We start from the raw sequence: 16,005 nt of genomic DNA, 5'->3' as shown, positions 1-16,005 counted from the left end.
CCAGCACGGGCGGGCCGGGAAGCGGCGCTGCCGCCCGGCCTGCGGGACATCGGGATGGGATCGGCGCGGCGTCGGCGTCAGGAGGTGTCGTGAACCTGCGGCAGCGGCAGGCCGGGCAGGACGGGGCAGGCGACGGCCAGGCACGCGCGGCGTCCGGGGATCGCGTCGCGGCCGGGCGCCCAGGCGGTGCCGCCCATGCTGGCCAGCACCGCGGAGAGCATCGCCGCGCACCAGCGGTAGCGCCAGGCGACCAGCGCGGCATCGAAGGGGCTGGCGTCGTCCGGCCCGGCGGCGGCCGCCAGTTCGTCCTCGATCGCTTCGACGTCGATCCGCAGCGCGTCCGCGACGCTGACCCGTGCGGCCCGCTCGCCGCGGCGCAGGAAGAACAGCACCAGCCAGCGCACGGCGAAGCAACGGCCGGCGGCGGCGTCGGCATGCGCGGCGAGCGACAGCAGGAGCGTGATCGTCTCCCGCAGCTTCCGCCCGTTCAGTCCCGCCCCGCCCATGTCCGCCCTCCTTCAGCTGCGGCCAGTCTGCGGTGGACCGGCAGGGGTGTGGACAGATTTTCCGCAAGGCGTTGTTTTCACTGGAAGCGCCTGTCCTCCACCCCACGCAGTGGGGGCGGAGGTGGCGTCGCGAAGCGACGACGGAGGGGGGGCGGCGACGCTGGAGGATGCGGCGCCCGCGGCGGCGACCGGGCGGCACGTGCCTCGTCGTGGGCCGGATCGCGGGGACGGATGGCGAGGCATGGATCCCGGATACGGCGTCCTGCGCTGCGCTTGGACGCCGTTCCGGGATGACGAAGGTGAAGGGGCGCGCGACGGGTCGGATCCTCGGGCCGTCGATGCGCAGAAGCATGATGGACGGCTTGGCCACATCCGTCGTGCCGACCGTCCGTCGTCGCGACCAGGCCCGGCGGGGTCCCCCCCTCCGCCTCGCTTCGCTCGGCACCTCCCCCCCACTTCGTGGGGTTGGAGGATGGGCGGCGGCGCTTGGGGCGGGCTTCCTCCACCCCACGCAGTGGGGCGGAGGTGGCGTCGCGCAGCGACGACGGAGGGGGGCGGAGGTGGCGTCGCGCAGCGACGACGGAGGGGGGGCGGCGCAGGATGTGGCGCCCGCGGCGGCGACCGGGCGGCACGTGCCTCGTCGTGGACCGGATCGCGGGGATGGGCGGCGAGGCATGGATCCCGGATACGTCGTCCTGCGCTGCGCTCGGACGCCGTTCCGGGATGACGAAGGTGGGGGAGGACGGCGCGGGCGGTTCAGGTTCGGCCCTGCCGCAGCCGGGCCAGCGTCGACAGGTCGGGCGTGCCGGTCGAGAAGTCGGGCGGGGGGGCGGCGAGTGCGCCCATCCTGTCCTGGACGTCGGCGATGGCCTGCGCCAGCGCGCCGTGGAGGCCGAGCGCGTCGAGGGTGGCGGCGCTTTCGCGCATTTCGGCGGCGCGGCGGGCGCCGTGCTTCATGGTGCGCTCGAACTCGTAGCCGGCGAAGGCCGGCCAGCCGAGCCCGGGATAGGAGCCCGACAGGGATTTCAGGATGTAGTCGCGGCAGCCGGAGGCCTCGGCGGCGAGCAGCGCCTCGACGGTGATCGCCTCCAGCCCCTTCACGAACAGGCTGCGCACCATCTTGATGGCGGTGGCCGCGCCCGGCTCGGGGCCGACCAGCTCGAAGGCGAAGCCGAGCGCGGCCAGCCGGTCGCGCAGCGCGGCGTCGACCGGTCCGGCCAGCAGGGTCGGGGTGCGGTGGCCCTTGGGATGAACGGGTGCCATCACCGCCATGTCGACATAGACGGCGCCGGTGGCGCAGACGCGGGCCGCGGTCTGGCGCTTGCGGTCGGGCGAGACGGAGTTGACGTCGAGGAAGACCTGGCCCGGCCGAAGCCACCGGCAGGCGTCGGTCGCCGCTTCCAGGCTCTGGTCGGCGGTGACGGCGGAGACGATCCAGCCGGCGTCGGGCATGCCGGTCTCGCGGCCGGCCTCGGCGACGCCGCGTCCGCGCAGGGCCGCGCGGCAGGGGCCGTCGACGCCCTCGCCCGGCAGCAGGCGGTCGAAGGCGGCGAAGGCGAGCGCGGGGTCGGCCGCCGCCAGACTGTCGCGAAAGGCGCGGCCCGCCTCGCCGAAGCCGATGAAGCCGATGCGCATTTCCGCCTCCTCAGAATGTGTGAATCGATCGGGGATGCGAAAGAACACCCACCGAAATCCTCGAGATTTCTGGCTCCGGCTTCGCGGAAACGGGCATTCTTCACATCCTCTCAGTCGCCGAAGACCACGCCGTCGAAGAGTTTTCGCGCCGTGCGCAGGATGGCGGCACTCTTGACGCCGCCCGCCGCGTCGAGCGTCGCCACCACCGTCATCTCGCCGGTCGGGTGCTCGATGGAGAGGGAGCGGCGCGCCCCCTCGCCCGCCTGCGCCAGTTCGGCTGCGGGCGAGCCGGGCAGCAGGCAGGCGGTGGCGACGCTGACGGCGCCGAGCACGCCGATGGACGAGTGGCAGGAATGCGGGATGAAGGTGCGGGTGGAAATGGCGCCGCCGTTCCGCGGCGCCGAGACCATGGTCATCTTCGGGACCGAGGATTTTTCGACGTCGCCGAGGTTCATCAGCGGTCCGGCCTTCAGGCGGATCGCCTCCAGCTTCGCGCGCAGCGCGGCGTTCGCCTCGAGGTCCTTCGGGTTTTCCTCGCCCGAAATGCCCATGTCGGACGCCCGCATGACCACGCAGGGCATGCCGTTGTCGATCAGGGTCAACTCGATCCCGTCGATGACGTCGACGGCGTTGCCCGTCGGCAGCAGCGCGCCGCAGGAGGAGCCAGCCGTGTCCTCGAATTCGATGGGCACGGGCGCGGCGGTGCCCGGCACGCCGTCGATGCGGGCGTTCCCGGCATAGGTGACCCGGCCGCCGGGCGTGGCGACGGTGGCGACCGCCGTCTGGGCGGTGTTTTCCATGAAGATGCGCACCGGCGTCTCCCCGTCCTGCGCCGCGACCAGCCCGCGCTCGATGGCGAAGGGGCCGACGCCGGCGAGGATGTTGCCGCAGTTCTGCGCGTCGGTGACGATCGCCTTGTCGACGAAGACCTGCAGGAAGAGATAGTCGACGTCGACGCCGTCGCGGGCGGACTTGCGGACGACCGCGACCTTGGAGGTGAGCGGGTCGGCGCCGCCCAGGCCGTCGATCTGGCGCGGATCGGGCGAGCCCATGACGCGCAAGAGGAAGGCGTCGCGGGCAGCGGTGTCGGCGGGCAGGTCGCCGGCGAGGAAGTAGCCGCCCTTCGAGGTGCCGCCGCGCATCCACAGGCAGGGGATGGCGGTGTCCGGTGGAGTTGTCATTTTCCCATCTCCGGTTCCCACGCACGGAAGCACCCCCTCTCCGTCTCGCTTCGCGAGCCACCTCTCCCCCTGCCCGGGGGAGAGGATAGGCGCCCGGCTTGTCTCGCTTCCAGCAACGGAAACGGCGCGACGCCGAAGCTGCGATTCCTCTCCCCCGGGCAGGGGGAGAGGTGGCCCGAAGGGTCGGTGAGGGGGTGCTTCGGCGCGGGTCTCAAAACATCAGACATATTTCAGCCCCTTGGCCGCGAGCTTGTCGCGCATGCCGTAGATGTCGAGGCCCAACTCGCCGGCCATCAGGCGGCGGCGGGTCTCGGCTTCCCTGGTCTCGCGCGCCCGGCTCGCCTGAAGCGCGGTGTCGGCCGTCGCGCGGGGTACGACGCAGACGCCGTCGTCGTCGGCCACGATGACGTCGCCGGGGTTCACCAGGGCACCGGCGCAGACGACGGGCACGTTGACCGAGCCGACCGTCTCCTTGACGGTGCCCTGCGCGAAGACCGCCTTCGACCAGACCGGGAAGCCGATCTCGGTCAGGTCGCGGACGTCGCGCACGCCGGCTTCGATGATCAGGCCGCGCACCTTGCGATGCATGAGCGACCGGGCGAGCAGTTCGCCGAAATAGCCGTCCTCGCAGGGACTGGTCGGCGAAACGACGAGGACGTCGCCCTCGCGGCACTGCTCGACGGCGACGTGGATCATCCAGTTGTCGCCGGGAGCGATCGAGACGGTGACCGCGTTGCCCGCGATGCGGGCGCCCGGATAGATCGGGCGCATGAAGGAACGCATCAGCCCGGTGCGGCCCATCGCCTCGTGGACGGTGGCGACGCCGCAGGCGCTGAGACCGTCGACCGTGTCGAGCGGGGTGCGCTCGACGGTCTGGACAACCACGCCGCCCATCAGCGTCCCTCCGTCGGAACCAGCGTCTCGACCACGTGCGGGAAGACGGCCTCGTAGGCCTCGCCATACTTGATCGTCTTGTCGGAGTTGCGGGCGGCCTGGACGCCGCGCTGCAGCGCCACGCGGGTGTAGTATTCCCACAGATGCTCCTGGCCCGCCATGCACTTGATGGCGGCGAGCTTCTTCTCCCAGACCGGGGTGATGTCGAGCAGCGTGTTGGGCATCCAGCGGCACTGCTCGGGCTGGTGCGGCTCGAACAGCATCACCGGCGGCGCGCCGATGACCTTGACCTCGGGGTCGTGGCCATGCGCCTGCGCGACGATGCGGGCCTCCTGCGCGAACTGGCTGACCAGCGGGTGGTCGCGGTTGTAGGGGTCCTCCTTCGAATGGGTGAGCACGAAGGACGGGCGGATCTTCCGCATCAGCGCGACCAGCCGGAACAGGCTCTCCTGGGTCAGCGTGATCGGGTAGTCGCCGAGATCCCAGAACTGGATGTCGGCGACGCCGAGCGCCTTCGCGGCGGCCTCGGCCTCGGCCTGGCGCTCGCTTTTCACCCGGTCGAGCGTCATGCCGTCCTGGCGCCAGAGCTTGGCGCTCTCGCCGCGCTCGCCATAGGAGAGGCAGACGACGGTGACGTCGATGCCCTGTTCGGCGTGCAGCGCGATCGCGCCGCCGGCGCGCCAGACGAAGTCTGCCGAATGCGCGCTCACCACCAGTCCGGTCTTCCTGCTCATGCCCGTTCTCTCCCTTCCTGCCCGCGGCCGCCCCCCGGGCGCCGCTCGCGTGTTGATTCCTTCAATCCGTCCAAATATCTGGTCAGGCAATCGTTTCGGGCCAGTAGAGGCGCGTCGGATTGTCGACCAGCAGCTTGCGGCGATGCGTCTCGTCGGGCGCGATCAGCGCCAGAAGGTCGACCAGCGCTCCGTCGTCCGGCATGTTGCGGCGGATGTTGGGATGCGGCCAGTCGGTGCCCCAGAGCACGCGGTCGGGATAGCGCTCGACCAGCCTGCGCGCGAAGGGCACGGCGTCGTGAAAGGGCGGGCCGGCGCGCGAGATGCGCTCGGCGCCGCAGACCTTCACCCAGAAGCGCTCGTCTTCCATCAGGTCGCAGAGCATGGCGAAGGCCGGCTGGCCGAGGCCCCGGCTCGCGTCGACGCGGCCCATGTGGTCGATGACCATGGTCAGCGGAATCTCCTTCAGCACCGGGGCCAGCGTCTCGAGCTTGACGGCGTCGAAATGCACCACCGCGTGCCAGCCGAGCGGCGCGATCTTTTCGACGATCATGCGCACGGCGTCGATGTCGGCATCCTCGCCGAGATGGGCCACGAAGTTGAAGCGCACGCCGCGCACGCCGCCGGCGTGCAGCGCCTGGAGCTCTTCCGGCGTCACCTCGGCCTTCACCATGGCGATGCCCCGGTAGCGCCCCTCGCCTGCGGCGATCATGTCGAGCATGGCCGAGTTGTCGGTGCCGTGGCAGGAGGCCTGGACCAGCACCGAGCGGTCGATGCCGAGCTTGCCGTGCAGGGCAAACAGCGTCTCCTTCGGCGCATCGACCGGCGTGTAGGTGCGGCTCTCCGCGAAGGGAAAGCGCGCCGCCGGGCCGAAGACGTGGCAGTGCGCGTCGCAGGCGCCGGCCGGCAGGACGATGTCGGGGGTCTTGGGGTCCGGGTGGAATGGGAGGGCGGCAGGCTGCATCAGGACGTTCCGTGTCGGCTGGGAAGAGCGGCGCCCGCCGAGAGCGCCCGCCAGGCGAGGACGCCGAGCGCAGCGCAGCCGGCGAGGCGCGCGACGAGGGTGACGGGATCGGTCGCGGTGACGGTCGTCGGCCACAGCACGAGCAGCGAGGCGGCGGCCATGCCGAGCCGCTCGGCGGCGCCGAGGTCGCGGCCGAGCCAGCCGGCGAAGGCCGTCGTCAGGCCGACCACGCCGATGGCGGCGAGGATGGCCGAGAGCGCGACGTCGAGACCGGTGCCGATGGTGAGCAGCCCCGGCATGGTGACGAAGAGGAACGGCACCAGCAGCTTGACGAAGCCGAGACGGACCGATTCGAACGCGGTCCTGTTGGCGTCGCCGCCCGAGATCGAGGCCGCCGCATAGGCCGCCAGCGCCACCGGCGGCGTGATCGCCGAGACGAGGCCGTAGTAGAAGATGAACATGTGCGCGACGATGGGCGGCAGGCCGAGCCGCGTCAGGGCCGGCGCGACGAGGACGGCGAGCAGAAGATAGGCCGCCGAGGTGGGCAGGCCCATGCCGAGGACGAAGGAGGCGAGCGCGGTGAGCACCAGGATCGCCCAGATGTTCTGGCCGCCGAGATCGACGATGAGGCCGGACAGCATCAGCCCGAGGCCGGAGAGATTGAGCACGCCGATGACGACGCCGGCGGCGGCGACGGCCGCCACGATCGGCATGGTCGAGACCAGGGTCTCGCGGCAGACCGCCACGAGGTCGACGAGACCGACCCGCGTCTCCTTGCGCCAGGGCGAGACGGCGAGGCCGAAGACCAGCGCCATGACGGCGGCCCGCGTCGGCGTGTAGCCGATGATCAGGAAGGCGATCAGCGCCACCAGCGGCAGGAGCAGGTAGCCGCGCCTGGCGAGCGTCTCGCGCAGCAGCGCCAGGCCCGCGTCGCGGTCGGGCTGGAGATCGAGACGGCCGGCCTCGAGCCGCACCGCGACCATCAGGGCGAGCACGTAGAGGAGGCCCGGCACGAGGGCTGCGAGCGCGATCTGCGCATAGGGGACGCCGATGATCTCGGCCATCAGGAAGGCCGCCGCGCCCATGACCGGCGGCAGGATCTGGCCGGCCGAGGAGGCTGCGGCCTCGATGGCGCCGGCGAGCGTCGGCGAGTAGCCGACGCGCTTCATCAGCGGGATGGTGAAGGTGCCGGTGGTGACGACGTTGGCCACCGCGCTGCCGTTGATGGTGCCGAGCATGGCCGAGGACAGCGCCGCCGACAGGCCCGGCCCGCCCTGCATGCGGCCGGTGATGCCGCGGGCGATGTCGACGAAGACTTCTCCGGTCCCGATCTTCATCAGCAGCGTGCCGAGCAGCGCGAAGAGGAAGATGTATTCGACCGCCACGCCCATCGGCAGGCCGTAGACGCCCTCGGTGGAGAGCATGAGCGTCGAGGCCAGCCGGCGCAGGTCGTAGCCGCCATGGCCGTACTGGCCGGGGATCAGGTAGCCGAACCAGGCATAGGCGAGTGCGGCCACCATCAGGGCGACCAGCGCCCAGCCCAGCGCCATGCGCACCAGCACGAAGACCACCGCCATCAGGCCGACGAAGATCCAGAGATCCGGGGGCGTGGCCATGGCGCCGCGCATGACGATGTCGATGTAGGACTGCCAGAGATGGAAGCCCGGCACCAGCGCCACCGGCACCAGCGCATAGCAGGCGAGCCGGACCCAGCTCGCCCGCGCATTGATGCCGACGAGCAGCAGCCCGCCGGCGGAGACCAGCGAATAGAACAGCGAGCGCAGGATCAGGGCCGTGATCAGCCCGAAATAGGCGCCGTAGATCACCAGCGCGGTGACCGCCACGGCGATGACGGCAAAGAGGAGCGACGCGGTCGCCGCCTCCCCTTCGCCGCGGTCCGCCGCGCGGTCGATCCGCAGCCTGTCGAGTGCCCCGATCATGCGCGTCGCCTGCTCACTTGGCCTGGTCGAAGAACGCCTTGGCGCCCGGATGCAGGTCGATCGGCGTCTGCGTCGCCGTGTCGAGCGCGATGGCCTTCGCCTGCGGGTGCACCTCGCCGAGTTCCGGCAGGTGCTCGAAGATCGTCTTCGTGATGCCGTTGATCAGCGTCTCGTCGGCGCCCTCGGCGGTGAAGATCGTCGCGGGGTCGTTGATGACCATCACCGGCGCGGTCTGGTCCGGATAGGTGCCGGCCTTGATCTCGTAGGGCTGGTAGAAGGGGTATTTTTCGAACAGCGCCGCGACCTTGTCCTCTTCGATCGGCAGCAGCACCATGTCGCGCTGCGCGTCGAGATCGATGAGGGCTGCGGTCGGCGCGCCAGCGAGCACCACGGTCGCGTCGACCGTGCCGTTCATCAGCGCGTTGGTGCCTTCGGTGTAGGACAGGAACTGCGCATTGCCGGCGTCGAACACGCCATAGGCCTCGAGCAGGCGCTGCGCGAGCACGGCGGCGTTCGATCCGGGAGGTCCGAGGTTCACGCGCTTGCCGGCGAGGTCGCCGAAGGAGGCGATGCCGGTGTCGGCGGTGGTCGCCACCTGCAGCACGGCGGGATAGAGATAGGCCATCGCCGCCACCTTCTGCGCATCGCCGTCGAACGGGCCCATGCCGTTCTTGGCCTCGTAGAGCGTGGAGGAGGACGAGAAGCCGAAGGTCATCTGGTTGGCGGCGACGCGGCGGATGTTCTCCACCGAGGCGCCCGTCACCTCGGCCCGCGCGGTGGTGTTTTCCATGTGCTTGTTGAGCACGTCGGCCATGCCGGCGCCGATGACGTAGAACAGGCCGCCGGTGCCGCCGGTGCCGATGGAGATGCGCTCCTGCGCGATGGCCGGCGTCGCCGCCAGCGCGAACGCGGCGAGCGCCGCCTTCATTGCGAGATGCTTCATGGTCTTTCCTCCCTATGGATGGATCAGGTTGAACGAGCCGTCGCGGCGGTTCTTTCCGCCGCCGCGGGACGGGCGAGCGCCCAGAGGCTGGCGTGGCTGGCTTCGACGATCTGGCGGATCGCCTCGTCGTGGTCGAAGCCGTCCGCCCGGCCGTCCGAGAGACGCGAGATACGCTCGGGATTGATGAGCGTGTAGTAGAGCGAGCCGAGCAGGAACTGGCTGCGCCAGACGATGTCCTCGCGGAGCGAGCCCGGCACGCAATCGGCGATGGCGTCGATGAAGGCGCGCGTGGTGGTGTCGAAGGCATCGGCGATGATCAGCCGCGCCTGCTCGCTGCCCTCGGCCGACAGCATGGCGCGCAGCCGGGTGAAGCGGGCGCCGCCGCCGACGAGATCGTCGGAGGAGCGGAAGGCCGGCACGACATAGGCGCGCAGGATGGCGGTGAGCCGGGCGCTGCGCTCCTCGATGCGGGTCGCCTCGCGGATGAGTTCGAGGCGGCGCGCGTTCATCGGCCGGGTGTGGCGCTCGTAGATGGCCGAGAGGATGCCGGCCTTGTCGCCGAAATGGTAGGTCAGGCTGCCGACATTGAGGTCCGCGGCGCGCGCGATCTCGCGCAGCGCCACCGCGCCGTAGCCATGGCGCGAGAACAGCTCCTCGGCCGCGTCGAGAATCGCGGTCCTGGAATCGGTCTCCTTCCCTGCCCTGGCCATGTCCTGCCGCCTCCTTCCCGTCCGGGCGGTTCTAGCGGCAGCATGTCCGGGTGTCCATAGGTTTTCGACAGTCGTTCAACAGCCATGTCGATGCGTCCAAGGACCGCCGGTCGGCGCGCCGCCGACGACCGGTGCGCCGGCGGAGCGGCAGCCGCAGAACGCGTGGACAAGCGCGCCCGACGACTGGACTGCAACGTTTCAGTCCGGATATTCTCGGTGAAAACCAACGGGAGGAGCACCATGGCGGCGCGGATCAAGGGGCCTGCGATCTTTCTGGCGCAGTTTGCGGGCGATGCGGCGCCGTTCGATTCGCTGCCCTCGATCGCCCGGTGGGCGGCGGGGCTGGGCTACGAGGGGGTGCAGATCCCGACCTGGGACGGGCGGCTGTTCGACCTGAAGACGGCAGCCGGGTCGCAGGCCTATTGCGACGAGATGAAGGGCATCTGCGCCGATGCGGGCGTGGCCATCACCGAACTGTCGACGCATCTGCAGGGCCAGCTGGTGGCGGTGCATCCGGCCTATGACGCGCAGTTCGACGGCTTCGCGCCGGCATCCGTGCACGGCAATCCGAAGGCGCGGCAGGCCTGGGCCGTGGAGCAGATGCTGCTCGCGGCCAGGGCCTCGAAGAATCTCGGGCTCGACGTCTCGGTGTCGTTCACCGGCGCGCTCGCCTTCCCCTATCTCTACCCCTGGCCGCAGCGGCCGGCAGGGCTGATCGAGGAGGCCTTCGCCGAGCTCGGCCGGCGCTGGCGGCCCATCCTCGACGCCTACGAGGATGCGGGCTGTTCGATCGGCTACGAGATCCATCCCGGCGAGGACGTGTTCGACGGCACCACCTTCGAGATGTTCCTCGACGCGGTGGGCGGGCACCGGCGCTGCACGATCAACTACGATCCCTCGCACTTCCTGCTGCAGCAGCTCGACTATCTCGCCTTCATCGACATCTATCACGAGCGCATCTCGGCCTTCCACGTCAAGGATGCCGAGTTCAACCCGACCGGCCGGCAGGGCGTCTATTCGGGCTATGCGGGCTGGACCAACCGCGCCGGCCGCTTCCGCTCGCTGGGCGACGGGCAGGTCGACTTCTCCGGCATCTTCTCGAAGCTGACGCAATATGGCTACGACAGCTGGGCGGTGCTGGAATGGGAATGCTGCCTGAAGCACCCCGAACAGGGGGCCGCCGAAGGCGCGCCCTTCATCAAGAGCCATCTGATCGACGTGACGGAAAAGGCCTTCGACGATTTTGCGGGCGGGTCGACGGATCGGGCGGCGTTGCGGAGGATGATGGGGATTGGGGAGTAGGCAGTCGGCAGTCGGCAGTCGGCAGTCGGCAGTCGGCAGTCGGCAGTCGGCAGTCGGCAGTCGGCAGTCGGCAGTCGGCAGTCGGCAGTCGGAAAAAAGGTGACCGGGACCGGGTCCCGATACAAGCGTTTTCGTCCGGGTGATCCCGTTGTCCTGCGCCTTCCGCGCCACGTCTCTCCATCTTCCTTCCGACTGCCGACTGCCGACTGCCGACTTCCAACTTCCAACTTCCAACCCCCGGAGCCCCCCATGGTCAGCGCATCGAACCTCTCCACCCAGTCCGGCCCCATCCGCCTCGGCATGGTCGGCGGCGGCCAGGGGGCGTTCATCGGGGGGGTGCACCGGATCGCGGCGCGGCTCGACGGGGAGTTCGTGCTGGTGGCCGGCGCGCTGTCGTCGGATGCGGAGCGCGCGAAGGCGTCGGCGGCGGAACTGGGGCTCGATCCCGAGCGCAGCTATGGCTCCTTTGCCGAGATGGCGGCGGCGGAGGCCGGCCGCGCCGACGGCATCGAGGCGGTGGCGATCGTGACGCCCAACCACATGCACTTCCCGGCGGCGAAGGCCTTCCTCGAGGCGGGCATCCACGTCATCTGCGACAAGCCGCTGACCTCCACCCTCGCCGACGCGCGGGCGCTCGCCGCGGCGGTGGAGAAGAGCGGCAAGCTGTTCGTGCTCACCCACAACTACACCGGCTATCCGATGGTGCGGCAGGCCCGCGCGATGGTGGCGGCGGGCGAACTCGGCGACATCCGCGTGGTGCAGGCCGAATATCCGCAGGACTGGCTGACGACGCGGCTGGAGGCGAGCGGGCAGAAGCAGGCGGCCTGGCGCACCGATCCGGCGAAGTCCGGGGCCGGCGGCGCGACGGGCGACATCGGGACGCACGCCTACAACCTCGCCCGCTTCGTCACCGGGCTGGAACTCGACGCGCTGTCGGCCGATCTCACGGCCTTCGTCGAGGGCCGGCCGCTCGACGACAACGCCCATGTGATGCTGCGCTTCAAGGCGAAGGGCGATGCCCCGGCGGCGAAGGGCATGCTGTGGGCGAGCCAGGTGGCGCCCGGCAACGAGAACGCGCTGAAGCTCCGCGTCTACGGCACCAAGGGCGGGCTCGCATGGGAGCAGGAACAGCCGAACCACCTCTGGTTCACGCCGTTCGGCGAACCGAAGCGGCTGGTGACACGGTCCGGCGCCGGCGCCGGACCGGCGGCCGCCCGCGTCAGCCGCGTGCCGTCGGGCCATCCCGAAGGCTATCTCGAAGGCTTCGCCACGATCTACGCCGAAGCGGCCCGCGCCATCCGCGCCGCCCGCTCGGGTGCGGCCCCCGATCCGGACGTGACCTATCCCACCGTCGCCGACGGCGTCGAGGGCGTCGCCTTCGTGGAGGCCTGCGTGGCATCGTCCAGGAACGACGCGGCGTGGACGAGGCTGTGAGGGCGCGCGCGCAGGCGGGGGGATGGCGGCGGTTTCGGGCGTCGTGCCAGCGTCCCCCGGCCTGGCAGGTCGAACCTTTCCTTCTCGGCGCATGCTCGACGGACCGTCATCCTCGGTTCTCGTCCGGTGCAACCGTCCCGTCCGGGGCGTGGGCCTCTTCGAGCCATCGGCGTGCGGGAACGTTCCGCCCGCCCGCGAACCGCGGTCTGAGCCCGCCATCGGGATCCGCCCGAGAAACCGGCCGGGCGCCCTACCGACCGCCCTGCCCTTCCCGCGCCAGCCAGACGTCGAATGCGCGGCGCGTGCGCCAGTCGCGGTGGAAGGCGAGCAGGTTTCCCTTGAGCGAGCGCCAGGGCGAGCGGCGGCGTGAGGCCTTGCGGGCGCTCTCGATGAGACTGCCGCCCAGGGCGGCGCTGCCGTCGGCGACGAGGTTCTCGGCGACCGACCAGACGTCGAGGCCGAGCTCCCAGTGGTACTTGATGTCCTCGTCGACAACCCGGAAGACCCGGGCGCGCGACAGGAAGCGGGCGGCACCCTCGCGCGAGATCAGGTAGCCGACCAGCCCGGCGCGCACGTGCTCGCGCTTGAGGAGGCGGATGCCGGCGACGCTGCGCTCGACGGTGCGCCCCCTCGCCCGCTCGCCGGGAAAGTCGAACAGCTTGACGAGGTGACGGCCGTCCGCCAGCAGGTCGTCGGCGGCGGCGAGGACGACGCGGAGGCGGTCCGGGTCCGGGACGACGACGTCGTCCTCCAGCACCAGCGCGAAGGGCCGGCCGCCGTCGAGCAGGGCCCGCCAGGCCATGCGGTGGGTGGCGTAGGCCGCGATTTCGGCGGGGATCGGCGGGCGCTTGCTCCAGCGCGCCGCCGCCTTCGGATCATGCAGTGCCGACACCAGGGGATCGGAAGGCGTCGCGCCGTGGATCACGCCGATCCGGCCCGCCTCGGCGACGAGCGCCGCCTGGTCGAGCGCCGAGCGCAGCCGGGCGGCCGGCGAAGCCCCCGACGTCAGAATGAAGATATCGGGCCGCTCAGCTGGCATGATGCCGGACCTGAACCCTGGGCAGGCCGATCGGCGTGACGCCGAGATCGCGCGCCAGCTGGCCGAAGGCCTCGGTCTCGATCAGACATTCATAGGGGATCTCGGGAAATTTCAGACCCGCGAGGTGCACGTCGGAATGGACGAAGAGGGTGGTCCCGCCGACGCCGTTCAGGGGAACGCGATCGAGATAGCGCAGGTCATGGAGGTGCCGCCGCCACCAGGCGTCGATCGGCGGCTGGGTCAGTCCGTGCTTGAGGTAGCGGTAGTGCTCGACGCGGTGCGGCTTGCCGACGGCGAGCCAGGTGTTGAGGTCGAAGCTCGGACCGTCGGGAACGATGACGCAGTCGGGCACGACGATCTTGGCCTCGGCGGAAAGCAGCGAACCGATCAGATCGCGCGGCAGGCCGACGATGTCGGCATCGAGCCAGAGATACCAGCCATCGAAGCGGCTGCGCAGCGCGTGGTCGATCAGGTCGTTGCGCGCCCTGGCGATGCCGGCACGGCGCGCGCGCTGGTATTTCGGATGCCAGCGGCGGTCGCGCGGAACGTCGGGCGCACCGCGCTGCAGACGGACGCTCGTCATGGAGGCGAAGTCGCGGCCATGGCGCGCGATCAGATCGGCGATGACGTCCGCCGTCCGGTCGCTGCTGCCGCTCTCGCCGTAGAGCACGTGGATGCGGTCGCGCGGATGATCGAGCCCGAGCAGCTGCCGCAGGTTCTCCTCCAGGAAAGCCTCGGCATTGCGGACGGGGATGAGCACCTTGACGAAAGGCGGTTCGGCCGGGCGCCGGAGCGGCAGCGTCAGAATCGCCTGGTCGACCTGCCGCCGCGCAGCCTTGAACGTGAGGCGCTCGTCCCACCGCAGCCGGCTTCGCAGCTCGCGCAGCTGCGCGAGCTTGCGGTGGTAGAGCGAATGCGGGCGATTGTCGAAGTAGCTCCCCTGCCAGCAATGCACCGACAGGACGCCGCCGGCAAAATCGCCCCAGCGCGGATCGGCGGCGTCGTCGCCGTGGACGGTGATGCCGGCGAAGAGATGCGAGGAGTTGAGCGACAGGGAAGCCGGTTGCGGCCATTGCTCGACGGCGGCCGAGAGAATCAGCGGACCCGTCGTCTCAAGGACGTCGAAGTCGCGGCGCGGGTACATCAGGGTGCACAGGTCGATGACGCGGTCCCAGAAGGGATGGCCGGCGGGGCTCGCCATGGTGCCGTTGAACCACAGCGCGTGCATGCCGCGGAAGCGCGCGGGATGGTGCTGCAGGCGCGGCTCCTCGCACAGCACCACGCGCGGATCGCCCGCGAGCGGCTCGAGGGAGGCCGTGCAGATGGTGTCGATGTCGGCATAGATGCCGCCGAAGTGCTTCAGCAGACAGTAGCGCGCCAGATCCGCCCGCTGCACGGGGCGGGAATAGCCGTCGAACATGGGCAGCAGATGCGGGAACTCTGCGGCCATGAAGGCATGCAGATCCTCGTCGGACCAGAACATGTAGCGCCAGCCGGGGTTGAGGGTCTCCCAGCTTTTCGGGTCGCCCGCCTTGATGGGATGGTCCCTGCTGCGCCAGGTCTGGTGTATGATGCGCGGAATGCCGGCGGAGACGGAATGTGCCATTCTTGCAAGCAAACCTGATTGAGGAGGACGGCCGTGTGTCCGGCGCAGAAATCCGGAATGACGCCAATTATCAAGTCCTTTCGGGCCGTCTGCAGGGAGCGCGGCTGTTTCTGCGGAAAAACCTCCACGCCTCCCGCCGCGCCGCTCCGACAGTGGCCGCCCTTGATCCGGGCGACGTGGCCGGCCTCGTGGAGGCCGCGCGGGCCGGTCGGCCGGACTTCATCCTGTTCGAGGGCGTGGCCCTGCTCGATGCGATGCGCGAGGTGCGGCGGGCGCTGCCGCAGGTGAAGATCGTCGTCGATTTCCACAACCTCGAAGGGCCGCTCTACAGGGACGTGCGCCTGGCGCGGCTTGCGGCGCCGGTGCGGCCGTTCGCCCGGCTGCTGCTGCTGCGACGGCTGCGGGCCGCCGCGGCCGCGGACCGGGAAGCGGTGCGGATCGCCGATTCGGTCTGGACCTGTTCGGAGCGCGACGCCGCCGCCGTACGCGCCATGGGCGAAGCGCGGGCGGTGCCTGTGGTGCCCAATCCCATCCCGTCCTGGTGCGGGACCGCCGGAGCCTGGGCGGAACGCGGCGCAGGACGCAGGGTTCTTTTCGTCGGCCATCTCGGCTACGCCCCGAACCGGCGCGCCGTCGACGAACTGGTCGGCGCGATCATGCCGGCGCTGCGGCAGCACTTCGCCGATGCCGAACTGCATGTCGGCGGCCGGGCGCCGCGCGAGCGCCAGGCGCGGCTGCTCGGCGCGCACGGCCACCGGCTGACCGCCGACCCGCCGGACATGGCGCCGCTCTACCGCGACGCGGCGGCAGCCGTCATGCCGCTGCGCCAGGGCGGCGGCACGCGGATCAAGGCGCTGGAGGCGCTGGCGGTCGGCTGTCCGGTGGTGGCGACGGCCAAGGCGGTGGAAGGCCTGGCACTGGAGGACGGGCGGCACTTCCTGCGCGCCGAGACGACCGGCGACTTCGTGTCGGCGCTGTCGCAGCTGTTTCAGGACCGGGACCTCGGCCGGCGGCTCGCGGCGGAGGGGCGGCGCTTCGTGCACGAGACCCATGGCGACGCGGCGCGGTCGCAGTCGGTGCGGGCCGCGCTCGCCGGCATCGGCATCAGCTGAACCGCATG

General features: G+C 70.6%; 14 protein-coding genes. 3 read left to right on the top strand and 11 right to left on the bottom strand.

Annotation, left to right across the window (positions count from 1 at the left end; genetic code table 11):
• Nucleotides 1-77: 77 nt before the first annotated feature.
• From IAI54_RS04785 to IAI54_RS04745, 9 genes are all read right to left on the bottom strand, one after another.
• Nucleotides 78-506: a hypothetical protein gene (locus IAI54_RS04785; RefSeq protein ID WP_187971269.1), complete on the bottom strand. Its 429-nt coding sequence runs from the start codon at nucleotides 504-506 to the stop codon at nucleotides 78-80.
• 756 nt (nucleotides 507-1,262) lie between these two features.
• A complete protein-coding gene (locus IAI54_RS04780) occupies nucleotides 1,263-2,141 on the bottom strand; it encodes an NAD(P)-dependent oxidoreductase (RefSeq protein ID WP_187971268.1) in 879 nt (292 codons plus the stop codon).
• A gap of 110 nt (nucleotides 2,142-2,251) precedes the next feature.
• Nucleotides 2,252-3,322 carry a 4-oxalomesaconate tautomerase gene (locus IAI54_RS04775; protein WP_187971267.1) on the bottom strand — a complete coding sequence of 357 codons (1,071 nt, stop codon included), beginning with the start codon at nucleotides 3,320-3,322 and terminating at the stop codon, nucleotides 2,252-2,254.
• 219 nt (nucleotides 3,323-3,541) lie between these two features.
• The gene (locus IAI54_RS04770) at nucleotides 3,542-4,216 is read right to left on the bottom strand and encodes a 4-carboxy-4-hydroxy-2-oxoadipate aldolase/oxaloacetate decarboxylase (RefSeq protein WP_187971266.1); all 675 of its coding nucleotides are present in this window, start codon (nucleotides 4,214-4,216) and stop codon (nucleotides 3,542-3,544) included.
• The gene (locus IAI54_RS04765; protein ID WP_187971265.1) at nucleotides 4,216-4,950 is read right to left on the bottom strand and encodes a PIG-L deacetylase family protein; all 735 of its coding nucleotides are present in this window, start codon (nucleotides 4,948-4,950) and stop codon (nucleotides 4,216-4,218) included. The genes IAI54_RS04770 and IAI54_RS04765 overlap by 1 nt, the downstream gene beginning before the upstream one ends.
• Before the next feature lie 82 nt (nucleotides 4,951-5,032).
• The gene (locus IAI54_RS04760) at nucleotides 5,033-5,911 is read right to left on the bottom strand and encodes an amidohydrolase family protein (protein ID WP_187971264.1); all 879 of its coding nucleotides are present in this window, start codon (nucleotides 5,909-5,911) and stop codon (nucleotides 5,033-5,035) included.
• Nucleotides 5,911-7,851, bottom strand: a complete 1,941-nt coding sequence (locus IAI54_RS04755) for a TRAP transporter permease (protein ID WP_187971263.1) — start codon at nucleotides 7,849-7,851, stop codon at nucleotides 5,911-5,913. The genes IAI54_RS04760 and IAI54_RS04755 overlap by 1 nt, the downstream gene beginning before the upstream one ends.
• A 13-nt stretch (nucleotides 7,852-7,864) precedes the next feature.
• A complete protein-coding gene (locus IAI54_RS04750; protein ID WP_187971262.1) occupies nucleotides 7,865-8,794 on the bottom strand; it encodes a TAXI family TRAP transporter solute-binding subunit in 930 nt (309 codons plus the stop codon).
• 23 nt (nucleotides 8,795-8,817) lie between these two features.
• Complete coding sequence (locus IAI54_RS04745) at nucleotides 8,818-9,504, bottom strand: TetR/AcrR family transcriptional regulator (protein ID WP_187971261.1); 687 nt, start codon at nucleotides 9,502-9,504, stop codon at nucleotides 8,818-8,820.
• Nucleotides 9,505-9,744: 240 nt separating this feature from the next.
• On the opposite strand from IAI54_RS04745, the gene IAI54_RS04740 reads away from it, so the two are divergent.
• Both IAI54_RS04740 and IAI54_RS04735 read left to right on the top strand, forming a co-directional pair.
• Nucleotides 9,745-10,806, top strand: a complete 1,062-nt coding sequence (locus IAI54_RS04740; protein ID WP_187971260.1) for a sugar phosphate isomerase/epimerase family protein — start codon at nucleotides 9,745-9,747, stop codon at nucleotides 10,804-10,806.
• 249 nt (nucleotides 10,807-11,055) lie between these two features.
• Nucleotides 11,056-12,240, top strand: coding sequence for a Gfo/Idh/MocA family protein (locus IAI54_RS04735; protein ID WP_187971259.1), 1,185 nt, complete (start codon nucleotides 11,056-11,058; stop codon nucleotides 12,238-12,240).
• A gap of 250 nt (nucleotides 12,241-12,490) precedes the next feature.
• On the opposite strand, the gene IAI54_RS04730 is transcribed toward IAI54_RS04735, so the two are convergent.
• A complete protein-coding gene (locus IAI54_RS04730; protein WP_187971258.1) occupies nucleotides 12,491-13,279 on the bottom strand; it encodes a glycosyltransferase family 25 protein in 789 nt (262 codons plus the stop codon).
• Entirely contained in the window at nucleotides 13,269-14,885 is a 1,617-nt protein-coding gene (locus IAI54_RS04725; RefSeq protein WP_187971257.1) for a glycosyltransferase, read from the bottom strand. Before IAI54_RS04725 ends, IAI54_RS04730 begins: the two co-directional genes overlap by 11 nt.
• A gap of 152 nt (nucleotides 14,886-15,037) precedes the next feature.
• On the opposite strand from IAI54_RS04725, the gene IAI54_RS04720 reads away from it, so the two are divergent.
• Nucleotides 15,038-15,997 (top strand): glycosyltransferase family 4 protein, encoded by a 960-nt coding sequence (locus IAI54_RS04720; RefSeq protein WP_187971256.1) that lies wholly within the window; start codon nucleotides 15,038-15,040, stop codon nucleotides 15,995-15,997.
• Nucleotides 15,998-16,005 lie beyond the last annotated feature (8 nt).

Source organism: Aquibium microcysteis, assembly GCF_014495845.1.
Lineage (GTDB): Bacteria > Pseudomonadota > Alphaproteobacteria > Rhizobiales > Rhizobiaceae > Aquibium > Aquibium microcysteis.
Note: the sequence above shows the minus strand (reverse complement) of the source record. Positions and strands in the feature narration are given on the sequence as shown.